General features: G+C 54.4%; 12 protein-coding genes. 7 read left to right on the forward strand and 5 right to left on the reverse strand.

Annotated elements, in window-relative coordinates; translation table 11 throughout:
- Window positions 1-71 precede the first annotated feature (71 nt).
- Window positions 72-1067: an acyltransferase gene (locus tag PGR23_RS12435; RefSeq protein ID WP_047047740.1), complete on the forward strand. Its 996-nt coding sequence runs from the start codon at window positions 72-74 to the stop codon at window positions 1065-1067.
- Window positions 1068-1101: 34 nt separating this feature from the next.
- Here PGR23_RS12435 and yiaA read toward each other — a convergent pair whose 3' ends face one another.
- The 4 genes from yiaA to xylA form a co-directional block, all read right to left on the reverse strand.
- Entirely contained in the window at window positions 1102-1542 is a 441-nt protein-coding gene (gene yiaA / locus PGR23_RS12440) for an inner membrane protein YiaA (protein ID WP_045390728.1), read from the reverse strand.
- A gap of 34 nt (window positions 1543-1576) precedes the next feature.
- Window positions 1577-1954 carry an inner membrane protein YiaB gene (yiaB, locus tag PGR23_RS12445; protein WP_047047737.1) on the reverse strand — a complete coding sequence of 126 codons (378 nt, stop codon included), beginning with the start codon at window positions 1952-1954 and terminating at the stop codon, window positions 1577-1579.
- A 169-nt stretch (window positions 1955-2123) separates the two neighbouring features.
- Window positions 2124-3578, reverse strand: coding sequence for a xylulokinase (xylB, locus tag PGR23_RS12450; protein ID WP_063415764.1), 1455 nt, complete (start codon window positions 3576-3578; stop codon window positions 2124-2126).
- Window positions 3579-3672: 94 nt separating this feature from the next.
- Entirely contained in the window at window positions 3673-4995 is a 1323-nt protein-coding gene (gene xylA / locus PGR23_RS12455; RefSeq protein WP_047047733.1) for a xylose isomerase, read from the reverse strand.
- A gap of 372 nt (window positions 4996-5367) precedes the next feature.
- Here xylA and xylF point away from each other — a divergent pair, with 372 nt between their 5' ends.
- The 4 genes from xylF (at window position 5368) to xylR (ending at window position 10430) form a co-directional block, all read left to right on the forward strand.
- Entirely contained in the window at window positions 5368-6363 is a 996-nt protein-coding gene (gene xylF / locus PGR23_RS12460) for a D-xylose ABC transporter substrate-binding protein (protein ID WP_045390717.1), read from the forward strand.
- A 64-nt stretch (window positions 6364-6427) separates the two neighbouring features.
- Entirely contained in the window at window positions 6428-7969 is a 1542-nt protein-coding gene (locus tag PGR23_RS12465) for a xylose ABC transporter ATP-binding protein (RefSeq protein ID WP_045390714.1), read from the forward strand.
- On the forward strand, window positions 7947-9128 hold the full coding sequence (gene xylH, locus PGR23_RS12470; RefSeq protein ID WP_047047728.1) for a xylose ABC transporter permease XylH: 1182 nt from the start codon (window positions 7947-7949) through the stop codon (window positions 9126-9128). Before PGR23_RS12465 ends, xylH begins: the two co-directional genes overlap by 23 nt.
- A 123-nt stretch (window positions 9129-9251) precedes the next feature.
- Window positions 9252-10430, forward strand: a complete 1179-nt coding sequence (xylR, locus tag PGR23_RS12475) for a D-xylose utilization transcriptional activator XylR (RefSeq protein ID WP_045390709.1) — start codon at window positions 9252-9254, stop codon at window positions 10428-10430.
- 43 nt (window positions 10431-10473) lie between these two features.
- Here xylR and PGR23_RS12480 read toward each other — a convergent pair whose 3' ends face one another.
- On the reverse strand, window positions 10474-11301 hold the full coding sequence (locus tag PGR23_RS12480; protein ID WP_396279318.1) for a protein bax: 828 nt from the start codon (window positions 11299-11301) through the stop codon (window positions 10474-10476).
- A gap of 315 nt (window positions 11302-11616) precedes the next feature.
- On the opposite strand from PGR23_RS12480, the gene PGR23_RS12485 reads away from it, so the two are divergent.
- Window positions 11617-13647 (forward strand): alpha-amylase, encoded by a 2031-nt coding sequence (locus PGR23_RS12485; protein WP_315711839.1) that lies wholly within the window; start codon window positions 11617-11619, stop codon window positions 13645-13647.
- 172 nt (window positions 13648-13819) lie between these two features.
- Complete coding sequence (gene avtA, locus PGR23_RS12490; RefSeq protein WP_015369199.1) at window positions 13820-15076, forward strand: valine--pyruvate transaminase; 1257 nt, start codon at window positions 13820-13822, stop codon at window positions 15074-15076.
- The last annotated feature ends 10 nt before the right edge of the window (window positions 15077-15086 follow it).

Raw genomic sequence — 15086 nt, forward strand, 5'->3', positions numbered from 1 at the left:
AGAATATTCCATTGTGATGACGACAAACTACGGGAGTCAGACTCTTTTTACGCAGGAGCCATGAGGTACAGATGCAGGAAAAAATAAGCTGGATTACCAACTTGCGCGGCATAGCATGTCTGATGGTCGTGATGATTCACAGCACCACCTGGTACATTACCCATCCGCATAGCATCAGCCTGTTTGAATGGGATATCGCTAACCTGCTTAACTCGGCATCGCGCGTCAGCGTCCCGCTTTTTTTCATGATTTCAGGTTATCTTTTTTTTGGCGAACGCAGCGCCCAGCCGCGCCATTATCTGCGCATCGTGCTGTGTATCCTGTTCTACAGCGCGCTGGCGCTGCTCTATATCACCCTGTTTACCCATATCAACGTTGGGCTGTCATTAAAAAACTTACTGCAGAAGCCGGTGTTTTATCACCTGTGGTTTTTCTTTGCCATTGTGGTGATTTATCTGCTCTCGCCGCTGATTCAGGTGAAGCAGGTCAGCGGCAAAATGCTGCTGGCGCTGATGCTGGTGATTGGCCTCATCGCCAACCCTAATACGGTAAGTATTAAAGCCGGCGGCATTGAATGGCTACCGATCAATCTTTATATCAACGGCGATACCTTTTACTACGTACTGTACGGGATACTGGGCCGGGCGATCGGCGCTATGAACACTGACAGAAGAGGATTAACCCTGCTGTGCGCGCTGCTGTTTACCGCCGCGGTGTGGGTTATTTCACGCGGCACGCTGCATGAACTGCAATGGCGCGGCGATTTCGGCGATACCTGGTATCTTTATTGCGGACCAGCAGTATTTGTCTGCGCGACCTCGTTGCTGACGCTGGGCAAAAACATCCTCAATAATCGCGAGCTCCCGGGTATTGCGTTAATTTCCAGACATTCGTTAGGCATTTATGGTTTTCACGCGCTGTTTATACACGCGCTGCGCGCAAGTGGTCTTGAGCTTAGCCGCTGGCCATTACTGGATATTGTATGGATTTTCGCCGCTGCGCTCTTGGGTAGCCTGGCGCTGTCTGTACTGGTTCAGCGAATTGACCGCCGCCGGTTAGTGAGCTAAAAAAGCGCCCGCCGTTCAACGCGGGCGCCGTCGGTTACTCTGCGGTCTCTTCGATTACTGCGTTCCCCTCGCTTAACGGCGAGCGATCCCAGGCGTCACGAATATTCTTCTGTACTGCTACCGCGCCGAACAGGCTCAAAAAGAATGCCAGGCCATAGAAGCCTTTCTCGCTTAACATCAGCGTTGCGTTCCACAATCCCACTACCAGCAGGCCTATCGCAATCACGAAGGCGATCAGGCAGGACATGTAATACATAGCGGTGGTTGGAATTTTGTCGTATTTATCACGTACCGTTTTCTGATAAGAAGCGGCGGAAAAAAGACCCAATACCAATACGGCAAAATAGTAGCCCTTTTCATTGAGCTCCATTGGCGCGTTCCACAGGCCAATCAAATACACGAGGATACCGCCCACCAGCGCAATCCATGAGATCAGGTGAAACGCGGGTGAATATGTCGTCGCTTTCATTTCCATTACTGACTACCTCTCTTCGCTGTCGACTGACAGCTTATTCCACTGAGCTATTGCGAGCTTTATCCGCGACTTTGGTGGGATAAGATATCGCTGAAGCGCCATACATACAGACAAACCATGCCATCACGTAAATGCTTTTTTCACGCCACGGCGCGGGGACAAACCAGGCGCCGACCAGCAGCAATCCCACCGATAGCAACAGCACCAGCCGGCACAGAGAGATAAAATCGTCGTCTCGCTGCGCTTCCAGCTCCGTTCGCTGATGCGTGAGCACGGCAAACATCCCCATCACCAGCACACCAAGAAAGTACCCTTTGCCGCTGAATAGCGGACACGTTCGCCAGATGCCGATTAAGTAAACCAGCGAGCCCAGCAGCATGACCAATCTTGCCGTCGTACGTTTTAATTTCATTGCGCCTCCCTGGCCATCGTAACGCTCATTATGACCGGGGAATTGCCAGTTGCGGCGGTTTCAGCGAATTGAAATCCACAATTCGGAATAAATAAATATGTGAATTAAATCAATGCAAAGTGAATCATTCAGAAAGGGAATTCGCCCCAATAAATGGGGCGAGAACATCTTATGACATCAGTGGCTTAAGCTGCTGATAGATCTGGCGGAATGTTTCACGACGCGGCGCATAACGGGCAAACCGTTGAGCATCAGGCAAGTGCGCCTGCTCCAGCGGCAGCTGCGGCAGGAGGTCAGAGAAAGCCGCACCTTGATGAACGCCCAGCTGCGCCAATCTTGCCGCGCCTAACGCCGGGCCGACATCGCCGCCGGTGCGGAAATTCAGCTGCTGCCCGCTAATATCGGCGAGCATTTGCCGCCAGTATGCGCTCCGCGCGCCGCCGCCGATAAGAGTGACGCTTTCCGGTTTCACGCCGCAGGAGTGCACAACATCCATACCGTCGGCCAGCGCGTAACCCACCCCTTCAAGCACCGCCCGCGCCAGTTCGGCGGGACCATGTTGATGGGTAAGGCCGAAGAACACGCCTTTAGCCTGCGGATTGTTGTGCGGGGTACGCTCGCCGGAAAGATAGGGGAGAAACCACACCGGATCGGCATTTTCGTCCGCCGCCTGCGCCGCGGCGAGCAGCGCCGGTACGCTGCCAAGGCCGGTCAACTTCGCCGCCCAATCCAGACAAGACGCGGCGCTGAGCATCACCGACATCAGATGCCAGCGGCCCGGCAGCGCGTGGCAGAAACTATGCACCGCGCTTTCCGGTTTACTCAGAAAACCATCGCTGACGGCGAAATAGACGCCGGAGGTTCCCAGCGATAACATCGCCTGCCCGGCATCGGCCATGCCAACGCCGACAGCGCCTGCGGCGTTATCACCGCCGCCCGCAACCACCAGCGCCCGCGGCATATTCCACGCCTGGGCTACCTCAGCGCGCAGTTGGCCGGTCACCTCACAGCCTTCAAATAGCGACGGCATATTGTCGCGGCTGAGCCCGCAGGCGGCGAGCATCTCATCGCTCCAGTCACGACGCGCAACGTTCATCCACATCGTGCCGGCGGCGTCGGACATATCGCTGGCGAATTCACCGCTCATGCGTAGCCGCAGATAATCTTTCGGCAACAGGACCTTATCAACCTGTTTAAAGATATCGGTTTCATGACGCTGCACCCACAGCAGCTTAGGCGCCGTAAAGCCCGGCATCATCAGGTTACCGGTGATTTGCCGCGAAGCGCCGACTTTTTCTTCCAGCAGCATGCACTCTTCGCCGCAGCGGCCATCATTCCACAAAATCGCCGGACGCAGCACCCGTTGCTGTTTATCGAGCAGCGTGGCGCCGTGCATTTGTCCGGCGATCCCTAAGGCTTTTACCTCACGCAGAGCGTGTTGCGATCCCAGCGCTTGCATCGCGGTATTCGTCGCCTGCCACCACTGTTCGGGATCTTGTTCGGACCAGAGCGGATGTGGGCGCGAGACGGTCAGTTTTTCGGTATGCGTCGCCAGTACGTCGCCCTGTTCATTGAGCAGAATGGCTTTTACGCCCGAGGTCCCTAAATCAATCCCGATATACATGCAGCGTCTCCTTAACACGAACGCCACGGCAAAGCGTGGCGCAGCAAAAATGGTTACAGCCAGCGCCCGGATTTAGCGGGCGCTTTTGTCGGCATTACTTATCGAACAGGTAATGATTCACCAGGTTTTCCAGCAGTTCCTGATGCCCGCTGTGGTGCTGCGGCGCCAGGTTATGCTGAGTCGCATAGTGCGCGATGTCGGTCAGGGTCATCTGGCCTTTAAGGATCTGCTGGCCCAATTCACCGTTCCAGCCGGCGTAGCGTTTTGCCACGCGTTTATCCAGCTCGCCGTCTTCAATCATGCGCGCCGCGACCTTCAGCGACAGCGCCATGGTGTCCATCGCGCCGATATGACCGTAGAACAGGTCGTATTTGTCGGTGCTCTGGCGACGAACTTTAGCATCAAAGTTCAGGCCGCCAGTGGTGAAGCCGCCCGCTTTGAGGATCTCATACATCACCAGGGCGTTCTCTTCCACGCTGTTCGGGAACTGGTCGGTATCCCAGCCAAGCTGCGCATCGCCGCGGTTAGCATCAACCGAACCGAACAGGCCCAGCGCAATAGCCGTCGCGATTTCGTGATGGAAAGAGTGGCCGGCAAGGGTGGCGTGGTTGGCTTCAATGTTCAGTTTAATCTCTTTTTCCAGACCAAACTGTTTCAGGAATCCATAAACCGTGGAGGCATCATAATCATACTGGTGCTTGGTCGGCTCCTGCGGCTTCGGCTCGATCAGCAGGGTGCCCTGGAAACCAATTTTGTGTTTGTGCTCAACCACCAGCTGCATAAAGCGGCCGATCTGCTCGCGTTCCTGACGCAGGTCGGTATTAAGCAGGGTTTCATAGCCTTCGCGACCGCCCCACAGAACATAGTTTTCACCACCCAACTTGTGGGTCGCATTCATTGCGGTGACTACCTGAGTCGCCGCCCAGCTAAAGACTTCCGGATCGGGGTTAGTCGCCGCCCCTGCGCCATAACGCGGGTTGGTAAAGCAGTTTGCTGTCCCCCACAGCAGTTTGACGCCGCTCTGCTGCTGTTTTTCCGCCAGCACGTCCACCATCTGCGCGAAGTTGTTGCTGTACTCTTTCAGCGAAGCGCCTTCCGGAGAAACGTCGACATCATGGAAGCAGTAATACGGCACATTCAACTTATGGAAAAACTCAAATGCCACTTCGGCTTTACGCTTCGCCATTTCCAGCGCTTCGCCCGGCTGCTGCCATGGTCGATCGAAGGACCCCACGCCAAACATATCCGCGCCATTCCAGCAGAAAGTGTGCCAATAGCAGGCGGCGAAACGCAGGTGGTCTTCCATGCGTTTACCCAGTACTAATTCATCCGGATTGTAGTGGCGGAAAGCCAGCGGGTTAGTCGATTTCGGGCCTTCATAACGAACGCGTTCGAGTTGATCGAAATAGGTCTGCATAGAGAACTCCATATTCAGGGGTGCGGCGAGTAACAAGTTATACGCCAATATAGAATTCCACTTTCGCCTTCCTCAATTACGTTATTTCACACCGCCATTGAGAGAATCCACAAACGTGCGCCAGCTCGCAAAAATAATTCCTCTCCGCATCATTTCTGGAATCCTATGATGGAAGAAGAATGAAATAATCTGCATACTCTTGAATAAAATACGATCGCGGTCATAAATTACAAAACAAACTAAATTTCATAATGCGAAAATAAGAACAGGTAATTGCCAGCCCTCGCTTCCCCGTTAAGAATCTGCAACGTATCTGCAACCTGAAGTTTATTCCTGTACGCCTTACCTACCCTTTGAAAAGGTATCGTTATTATGAAGATAAAGAACCTTTGCCTTACGCTCTGCGCCTCATCGCTCCTTCTCGCCAGCATGGCGGGTATGGCTAAAGAAGTTAAGATTGGGATGGCCATCGACGACCTTCGTCTGGAACGCTGGCAAAAAGATCGCGATATTTTCGTTAATAAAGCAGAATCCTTAGGCGCCAAAGTATTTGTGCAGTCCGCCAATGGCAACGAAGAAACGCAAATGTCGCAAATTGAAAATATGATCAACCGCGGCGTCGATGTTTTAGTGATTATTCCTTACAACGGCCAGGTGCTCAGCAACGTTATTAAGGAAGCAAAACAAGAGGGAATTAAAGTCCTCGCCTACGATCGCATGATTAATAATGCTGACATCGATTTTTATATTTCTTTCGATAATGAAAAAGTCGGTGAAATGCAGGCCCAAAGTCTGGTTGACAAAGTGCCGCAGGGTAATTATTTCCTGATGGGCGGCTCGCCGGTGGATAATAACGCCAAACTGTTCCGCGCCGGCCAGATGAAGGTACTCAAACCTTATGTCGATGAGGGCAAAATTAAGATCGTTGGCGATCAGTGGGTCGACGGCTGGCTGCCGGAAAATGCGTTAAAAATCATGGAAAACGCGCTGACGGCGAATAACAACAAAATTGACGCGGTAGTGGCTTCCAATGACGCGACCGCCGGCGGCGCTATCCAGGCGCTAAGCGCCCAGGGGCTGGCGGGTAAAGTCGCTATCTCCGGGCAAGACGCCGATTTGGCTGGCGTGAAACGTATTATTTCCGGCACCCAGACGATGACCGTTTATAAACCTATCACCACCCTTGCCACCAACGCTGCCGAAATCGCCGTTGAATTAGGCAACGACCAGCAACCCAAGGCCGACGCCACGTTGAATAACGGCTTAAAAGATGTCCCCTCGCGCCTGTTAACGCCAATTGAAGTCAATAAAGAGAATATTGACGCCACGGTAATTAAAGACGGTTTCCACAAAAAGAGTGAACTGTAATGGCTGACGCCCCGATACGGGGCGTCATTTTCGTCCTGCCGGATATCGCTTTTGCGGAGTCTCTATGTCCTGGTTACTCGAAATGAAGAACATCACCAAAGCCTTCGGCGCGGTTAAAGCCGTGGATAACGTCAGCCTGCGGCTGAATGCCGGGGAAGTGGTGTCGTTATGCGGTGAAAATGGTTCGGGGAAATCAACGCTGATGAAAGTGCTGTGCGGGATCTATCCGCACGGTAGCTACGAAGGTGAAATTATTTTCGCCGGCGAGACGCTGCAGGCGAATCATATTCGCGATACCGAGCGTAAAGGTATCGCCATCATTCACCAGGAGCTGGCGTTGGTGAAGCATCTCACGGTGCTGGAAAATATCTTTCTCGGCGCCGAGATCTCACGCCATGGCCTGCTGGATTACGAAACCATGACCCTGCGCTGCCAGAAGCTGTTGGCGCAGGTGAATTTATCGATCTCGCCGGATACCCGCGTCGGTGATTTAGGTCTGGGCCAGCAGCAGTTAGTCGAGATCGCCAAGGCGCTGAATAAACAGGTACGTTTGCTGATCCTCGATGAACCCACGGCATCGTTAACTGAACAAGAAACCGCGACGCTGCTGGCGATTATTCGCGATCTGCAAAACCACGGTATCGCCTGTATTTATATTTCGCACAAGCTCAATGAAGTTAAAGCCATCTCCGACACTATCTGCGTAATACGTGACGGTCAGCATATTGGCACCCGCGACGCCAGCGGAATGAACGAAGATGACATCATCACTATGATGGTCGGGCGCGAGCTCACGGCGCTGTATCCAAACGAACCCCATAGCCATGGCGAAGAAATCTTGCGTGTCGAGCATCTCACCGCATGGCACCCGGTAAACCGCCATATTAAGCGCGTCAACGACGTCTCATTTACCCTCCGCCGCGGCGAAATCCTCGGCATCGCCGGGTTAGTCGGCGCCGGGCGCACCGAAGCCGTACAGTGCCTGTTTGGCGTCTGGCCTGGGCGCTGGCAGGGAAGCATTTTTATCGATGGCCAACCGGTGACAATTAACAATTGCCAACAGGCGATTGCCCATGGCATCGCCATGGTGCCGGAAGATCGCAAAAAAGACGGCATCGTGCCGGTGATGGCAGTCGGCAAGAACATCACTCTCGCGGCGTTAAACCAGTTCACCGGCCCGGTGAGCAGTCTCGACGACGCCGCAGAGCAGCACTGCATCCAGCAGTCGATTCAGCGGCTGAAAATTAAAACGTCATCGCCGGATCTGGCGATTGGCCGCCTGAGCGGCGGCAATCAACAAAAGGCGATTCTGGCCCGCTGCCTGCTGCTCAACCCGCGCATCTTGATCCTCGATGAACCAACCCGCGGCATCGATATCGGCGCGAAATACGAAATCTACAAGCTTATCAATCAACTGGTGCAGCAAGGCATCGCCGTCATCGTCATCTCATCCGAACTGCCTGAAGTGCTCGGGCTGAGCGATAGGGTACTGGTGATGCACGAAGGCAAGCTTAAGGCCGATTTACTTAATCAAGGTCTGACCCAGGAACAGGTGATGGAAGCCGCGCTGAGGAGCGAACGCCATGTCGAAAAACACGTCGTCTGAAATCAAACTCACCCCATCCGCCCCTACCGCTTTTCCGGCGCTGAAAGGGCTCAATCTCCAGGTTTTCGTGATGATCGCCGCGATTATCGCCATTATGCTGTTTTTTACCTGGGTTACCGACGGCGCCTATTTGAGCGCACGTAATATTTCCAACCTCCTGCGGCAAACCGCCATCACCGGCATCCTCGCCGTCGGCATGGTGTTTGTGATCATTTCGGCGGAAATTGACCTCTCCGTCGGCTCGATGATGGGGCTGCTCGGCGGGGCGGCGGCGATTTTCGACGTCTGGCTCGGCTGGCCGCTACCGCTCACCATCCTCGTTACGTTGGTTATGGGGCTACTGCTCGGCGCGTGGAACGGATGGTGGGTCGCCTATCGTAAGGTGCCCTCTTTCATTGTGACCCTTGCCGGCATGCTGGCGTTTCGCGGAATTTTAATCGGCATTACCAACGGTACCACCGTCTCGCCCACCACGCCGGCAATGTCGCAAATCGGCCAAAGTTATTTACCGGACGGCATCGGCTTTGGAATCGGCGTTATTGGCATGGCGGCTTTTATCATCTGGCAATGGCGCGGACGGATGCGCCGACAGGCGTTAGGGCTGGCGACCACCAGTTCTGGCGGCGCTGTTGGTCGTCAGACCATCACCGCGGTTATCGTGCTGGGCGCTATCTGGCTGCTCAATGACTATCGCGGCGTGCCGACGCCGGTGCTCATACTCGCCGCTCTGCTGCTGGCGGGCATGTTTATGGCGACCCGCACCGCTTTTGGCCGCCGCATCTATGCCATTGGCGGCAATCTGGAAGCGGCTCGCCTCTCCGGGATTAACGTCGAGCGCACCAAGCTTGCGGTCTTCGCCATTAACGGCCTGATGGTGGCCATCGCCGGGTTGATTCTCAGCTCGCGGCTGGGAGCAGGTTCGCCTTCCGCCGGCAACATCGCCGAACTGGACGCTATCGCCGCCTGCGTGATTGGCGGCACCAGTCTGGCGGGTGGCGTCGGCAGCGTTGCTGGCGCGGTGATGGGGGCGTTTATTATGTCGGCGCTGGATAATGGCATGAGCATGATGGACGTCGCCACCTTCTGGCAATACATCGTCAAAGGCGCCATTTTACTGTTGGCGGTCTGGATGGATTCGGCTACCAAACGGAGAACATAACGGTATCACTATGAAAAATGCCCGAATAACTTGCGCCACCGCCAAACTTCGCAATAAGGCGCTTGAAATAATTCGGGCATTAGCCGGTATTGTATGACCGGGGTAAGAGCAGGAATATCATCTATGTTTGAAAAGCGTCACCGCATTACGCTGTTATTCAACGCCAACAAAGCCTATGACCGTCAGGTGGTTGAAGGCGTTGGCGAATATCTGCAGGCATCACAGCTGGAATGGGATATTTTTATCGAAGAGGATTTTCGCGCGCGTATCGAAAACATCAAAGAGTGGCTGGGTGATGGCGTGATCGCCGATTACGACGACCCGGAGATTGAAAAGCTACTGGCGGATGTCAAAGTGCCGATTATCGGCGTCGGCGGCTCTTACCATAAGCCAGAATGCTATCCGCCTGTTCACTATATCGCCACCGATAATGCCGCGCTGGTCGAAAGCGCATTCCTGCATCTGAAAGAAAAAGGCGTGAACCGCTTCGCCTTTTACGGGCTACCGACCTCCAGCGGCAAGCGCTGGGCGATGGAGCGCGAACACGCCTTCAGCCAGCTAGTCGCCAAAGAAAAATACCGTGGCGTGGTCTATCAGGGGCTGGAGACCGCGCCGGAGAACTGGCAGCATGCGCAAAATCGGCTCGCCGACTGGCTACAAACGCTGCCGCCGCAAACCGGCATTATCGCCGTGACCGATGCCCGGGCACGTCACGTCCTGCAGGCCTGTGAGCTGCTGCATATTCCGGTGCCGGAAAAATTGTGCGTTATCGGTATCGATAACGAAGAATTGACCCGCTATCTCTCCCGCGTCGCGCTCTCTTCCGTGGCGCAAGGTACCCGGCAAATGGGCTACCAGGCGGCGAAACTACTGCACCGTTTAATGGAAAACGAAGCGCTGCCGCTGCAGCGCCTGCTGGTGCCGCCGATGCGCGTCATTGAGCGGCGTTCCACCGATTATCGCTCACTCACCGACCCTGCGGTGATTCAGGCGATGCATTACATCCGCAACCACGCCTGCAAAGGCATTAAGGTTGAGCAGGTGCTCGACGCCGTCGGTATTTCCCGCTCTAATCTGGAGAAACGCTTTAAAGAAGAGGTCGGCGAGACCATCCACACGGTGATCCACAGCGAAAAGCTGGAAAAAGCGCGCAGCCTGCTGGTCTCCACCACGCTATCGATAAACGAAATTTCGCAGATGTGCGGTTATCCGTCGCTGCAGTATTTCTATTCGGTGTTTAAGAAAGAGTACGACGTGACGCCAAAGGAATACCGCGACCAGCACAGTGAAGTAATGATGTAGCGGGAAAGAAAAATGCCCGGGCTTACGCACCGGGCATTGATGATTACATATGAGCGGCAATTAAGCGCTGATTGTCATGATACATGGCGAAGAGATAGTTGTTGTAGCTCGACCCTTTTGTCGAATATCCCTTCAGCTTGTGGATCATCGCGCTGGCAGTTACTTCCTGATCCGTCTTACGCAGCTGTGCGCGAGACTTACGGAAGGATGAATAAGCCGGGTGCGTATTCAGGTTTTTTACATAAGCCTGAACCGACTGCTCGACAGATTCAAACTGGGAGTAGCCTTTCATTGCACCGCGACAGTTACCGCCGCCACACTTCATACCAAACAGGTTGTTGTTCTCACGCGCCAGCTTCGAGGTGCCCCAACCGCTTTCCGCCGCCGCCATGGTTGCCACCATGCTGTTCGGAATAATGTCGACGCGCTCAAGCAGCGAGTTCCATGGTATATGGCGAGTATTGCCAGACCACTTCACTTTATAACGTGAGGCGATGTCTTTCAGGCGCGCCTGCTCGCTCGGCGACCAACGGCCGTCGTATTGCTTAGAGACAAGCCAGTTACGATCTGCCGTGATCGCTTGATTTTGCTTTGTAATGTAAGGCATAACCGTCCGGAGAAACGCTTTTTTCCTTGGTGTCCCGGAAGGGTATTTTCGCAAATCAGGAAGTGAACTGCTCTTTACACTATTGCGAGAATACTCTTGTTTACTGCTAACCTTGATACTACTGGGCTTCTTTACTTTCTTAACTACTGAGGCTTTATGACTCTTTGTTGCTGTGTGCGTTGTCGCCAACACACTACCTGAAAATATACAGGTAAGTAACATGAGTATCGCAGCCCCATATCGTCGCATGGGAATCGATATCATTAGGTCTCCTGGTCGGATTTACTCATTCCAACACCTTGTTTTTCGCAAAAAATCGATAGTTGAATCGCGAATAGTATCAAAAATACCCAGAGAGAGCATCAAGAGAAATAGTCCAATTCCGAATCGCTGTCATCTGAAATCGGTTTCTACACCGTCGCGAAGGTGCAGAAATGCTATCTCCGTCTCATTTATAGCTCATTTTTTGAACTAAATCACTCACCCCTTTTCATCCTCCCCGCAAAATTACCGGCAGGATGAGTTCAACCTTATGGCGCGCAGGCACACTGTGATAAAAACCGCTAACAGGACTCCAGCATGAAACTCGCTGCGCTCGCCTCGCTACTGCTGCCCGGGATGGCTTTTGCCGCCTGGACAACCGCTGACTTTCCCGCCTTCACTGAACAGGATGCAGGCCGCTTCACGACGCAAAATGAGGTGACGAAGGGTACCCGCCCTTTGCGGATAAGTTTTGACCAACAGTGCTGGCAGCCTGCGGGGGCGATAAAACTCAATCAGATGCTATCGCTGGAACCTTGTCGGGATATGCCGCCGCAGTGGCGCGTATTCCGCGACGGGCGCTATACGCTGGAAGTCGATACCCGCTCCGGTACGCCAACGCTGATGCTGTCGCTGGCGGAGCAGGAAACAGCCAGCACGCAGCCGCTGGTGCGCCAGTGTCCGAAATGGGATGGTAAACCGTTAACGTTTGATGTCGGCCAGACGTTTGCCGAGGGAAGCCAGGTCCGCGATTTTTACAGCGGTAATCTCGCTACGGTGAAAGCAGGCAAAATCACGCTGCAGCCCGCCACAGGCAGTAATGGGCTCCTGCTGCTTGAACAAGCGGATAGCGCCGCCAGCGCGCCGTTTAACTGGCATAACGCCACGATCTATTTTGTCCTGACCGATCGCTTCGTCAACGGCAATCCGACCAATGACAACAGCTACGGGCGCCATAAAGACGGTATGCAGGAGATAGGCACCTTCCACGGCGGCGATTTACAGGGGCTGACCAGCAAGCTGGATTATCTTCAACAGCTTGGCGTCAACGCGCTGTGGATAAGTTCGCCGCTGGAGCAAATTCACGGCTGGGTTGGCGGCGGCGCCAAAGGCGACTTCCCCCACTACGCTTATCACGGTTACTACACCCAGGACTGGACCCGTCTTGACGCCAACATGGGTGACGAAGCCGATCTTCGGCAACTGGTCGATGAAGCCCATCGGCGCGGCATGCGCGTCCTGTTTGATATCGTCATGAATCATACCGGTTACGCCACGCTCGCCGATATGCAGGAATTTCACTTCGGTTCCTTGTACCTGAAAGGCGATGAACTGAAAAAAACACTTGGCGAGCGCTGGACCGACTGGAAACCGGCGCCGGGGCAAAGTTGGCATAGCTTCAATGACTATATCAACTTCAGCGATAAAGCGGGCTGGGAACAATGGTGGGGGAAAAAATGGATCCGCACCGATATCGGCGACTACGACAATCCAGGTTTCGACGATCTCACCATGTCGCTGGCGTTCCTGCCGGATCTGAAAACCGAATCGACGCTCCCTTCTGGCTTGCCAAATTTCTACCGTCACAAGCCGGATACCGCCGCCAAAGAGATAGCCGGCTACACGCCGCGCGACTATCTGACCCACTGGCTTAGCCAATGGGTACGCGACTACGGGATTGACGGCTTCCGCGTCGATACCGCGAAACACGTCGAACTGGACGCCTGGCAGCAGCTCAAAACCCAGGCCACGGCCGCGCTGGCAGACTGGAAAAAAGCGAATCCGCAGAAAGCGCTGGATGACGCGCCATTCTGGATGACCGGCGAGGCCTGGGGCCACGGCGTGATGCAAAGCGACTACTATCGCCACGGTTTCGACGCGATGATTAATTTCGATTATCAGGATCAAGCGGCGAAAGCAGCAAACTGTCTCGCAAACATGGACGCCACCTGGCAGCAAATGGCGGACAAGCTGCAGGATTTCAACGTGCTGAGCTATCTCTCCTCGCACGATACCCGCCTGTTCCGCGAAGGCGGCAGTCGGGCGGCGGAACTGCTATTACTCGCGCCAGGCGCCGTACAACTCTTCTATGGCGATGAATCTTCACGTCCGTTCGGCCCCACGGGTTCCGACCCGCTGCAGGGTACCCGCTCCGATATGAACTGGCAGGATGTTGTCGGTAGCGCATCCGATAACGTCGCGCACTGGCAAAAAATCGCCCAATTCCGCGCCCGCCATCCGGCCATTGGTATGGGTAAACAACAGACGCTGACGCTAGAGCAGGGCTATGGTTTCGTGCGTGAAAGCAGCGCTGATAAAGTGATGGTTGTCTGGGCCGGACAGCAATAGCAGTCGCTTACCGGGCTCCTTGCCGCTGGCGGGAGCCTTTTCAGCACAAATTACTAACATCTCCACTTTTAGCAGAACAAAAAATAGAACGCTCCCTCCTGTGCCGATTTGCACCGCGTTGACGCTGGCGTTATGGTAATTCCCTTTCCAGAAGACCAACAGAATATCCGCGATGACATTTTCACTTTTCGGCGACAAATTCACCCGTCATTCAGGCATCACCCGCCTGATGGAAGACCTCAATGACGGCCTGCGCACACCGGGCGCGATCATGCTGGGCGGCGGCAACCCCGCGCAAATCCCGGAGATGAATGAATACTTCAATAGCCTGCTGGCCGATATGCTGGATAACGGCAAAGCCCTTGATGCGCTTTGCAATTATGATGGTCCGCAAGGGAAAAGCGAGCTTCTGACCTTGCTTGCGCAAATGCTGCGCGAAGAATTAGGTTGGGAGATCGAACCACAGAATATTGCTCTGACGAATGGCAGCCAGAGCGCATTTTTCTACTTATTTAACCTGTTTGCCGGCCGCCGTGCCGACGGCACCACCCGCAAGGTGCTGTTCCCGCTGACGCCGGAATATATCGGCTACGCCGATTCCGGGCTGGAAGAGGATCTGTTTGTCGCCACCCGCCCCAACATTGAACTGCTGCCGGAAGGCCAGTTCAAATATCACGTGGACTTCGAACACCTGCAGATCACCGAAGAGACGGGAATGATCTGCGTCTCCCGGCCAACCAACCCGACCGGTAACGTCATTACCGATGAAGAGCTCATCAAACTGGATGCTCTCGCTAACCAGCATGGCGTCCCGCTGGTTATTGATAACGCCTATGGCGTACCTTTCCCCGGCATTATCTTTAGCGAAGCGCGCCCGCTGTGGAACCCGAATATTGTGCTGTGCATGAGTTTATCCAAGCTCGGACTGCCGGGCACCCGCTGCGGCATCATCATCGCCAACGAAAAAATCATCACCGCGATCAGCAATATGAACGGCATTATCAGCCTCGCCCCGGGCGGAATTGGGCCGGCGATGATGTGCGAAATGATCAAGCGCAAGGACCTGCTGCGGTTGTCCGAAACGGTAATTAAACCGTTCTATTATCAGCGTGTTCAGGAAACTATTGCTACCATTCGCCGCTATTTGCCGGAAGAACGCTGCCTGATTCATAAACCGGAAGGGGCGATTTTCCTGTGGCTGTGGTTTAAGGATCTGCCGATCTCCACCGAGCTGCTGTATCAGCGCCTGAAGCAACGCGGCGTGCTGATGGTACCGGGCGATTACTTCTTCCCGGGGCTGGACAAGCCGTGGCCGCATACGCATCAGTGCATGCGCATGAACTACGTGCCGGACCCGGAGAAAATCGAGGCGGGGGTTAAAATTCTTGCCGAAGAGATTGAGCGCGCCTGGCAGGAGCAAGACGCCTGATGATGTTCCC

Source organism: Klebsiella sp. 141162, from assembly GCF_050600755.1.
Lineage (GTDB): Bacteria > Pseudomonadota > Gammaproteobacteria > Enterobacterales > Enterobacteriaceae > Klebsiella > Klebsiella aerogenes.

Excerpts from the sequence above, each read along its gene's own strand:
- yiaA (WP_045390728.1), bottom strand. The coding sequence starts at position 1,542 with ATGGAAATGAAAGCGACGACATATTCACCCGCGTTTCACCTGATCTCA.
- xylF (WP_045390717.1), top strand. The coding sequence starts at position 5,368 with ATGAAGATAAAGAACCTTTGCCTTACGCTCTGCGCCTCATCGCTCCTT.
- PGR23_RS12480 (WP_396279318.1), bottom strand. The coding sequence starts at position 11,301 with ATGATATCGATTCCCATGCGACGATATGGGGCTGCGATACTCATGTTA.
- xylH (WP_047047728.1), top strand. The coding sequence starts at position 7,947 with ATGTCGAAAAACACGTCGTCTGAAATCAAACTCACCCCATCCGCCCCT.
- xylR (WP_045390709.1), top strand. The coding sequence starts at position 9,252 with ATGTTTGAAAAGCGTCACCGCATTACGCTGTTATTCAACGCCAACAAA.
- PGR23_RS12465 (WP_045390714.1), top strand. The coding sequence starts at position 6,428 with ATGTCCTGGTTACTCGAAATGAAGAACATCACCAAAGCCTTCGGCGCG.
- PGR23_RS12485 (WP_315711839.1), top strand. The coding sequence starts at position 11,617 with ATGAAACTCGCTGCGCTCGCCTCGCTACTGCTGCCCGGGATGGCTTTT.
- avtA (WP_015369199.1), top strand. The coding sequence starts at position 13,820 with ATGACATTTTCACTTTTCGGCGACAAATTCACCCGTCATTCAGGCATC.
- xylA (WP_047047733.1), bottom strand. The coding sequence starts at position 4,995 with ATGCAGACCTATTTCGATCAACTCGAACGCGTTCGTTATGAAGGCCCG.
- PGR23_RS12435 (WP_047047740.1), top strand. The coding sequence starts at position 72 with ATGCAGGAAAAAATAAGCTGGATTACCAACTTGCGCGGCATAGCATGT.
- yiaB (WP_047047737.1), bottom strand. The coding sequence starts at position 1,954 with ATGAAATTAAAACGTACGACGGCAAGATTGGTCATGCTGCTGGGCTCG.
- xylB (WP_063415764.1), bottom strand. The coding sequence starts at position 3,578 with ATGTATATCGGGATTGATTTAGGGACCTCGGGCGTAAAAGCCATTCTG.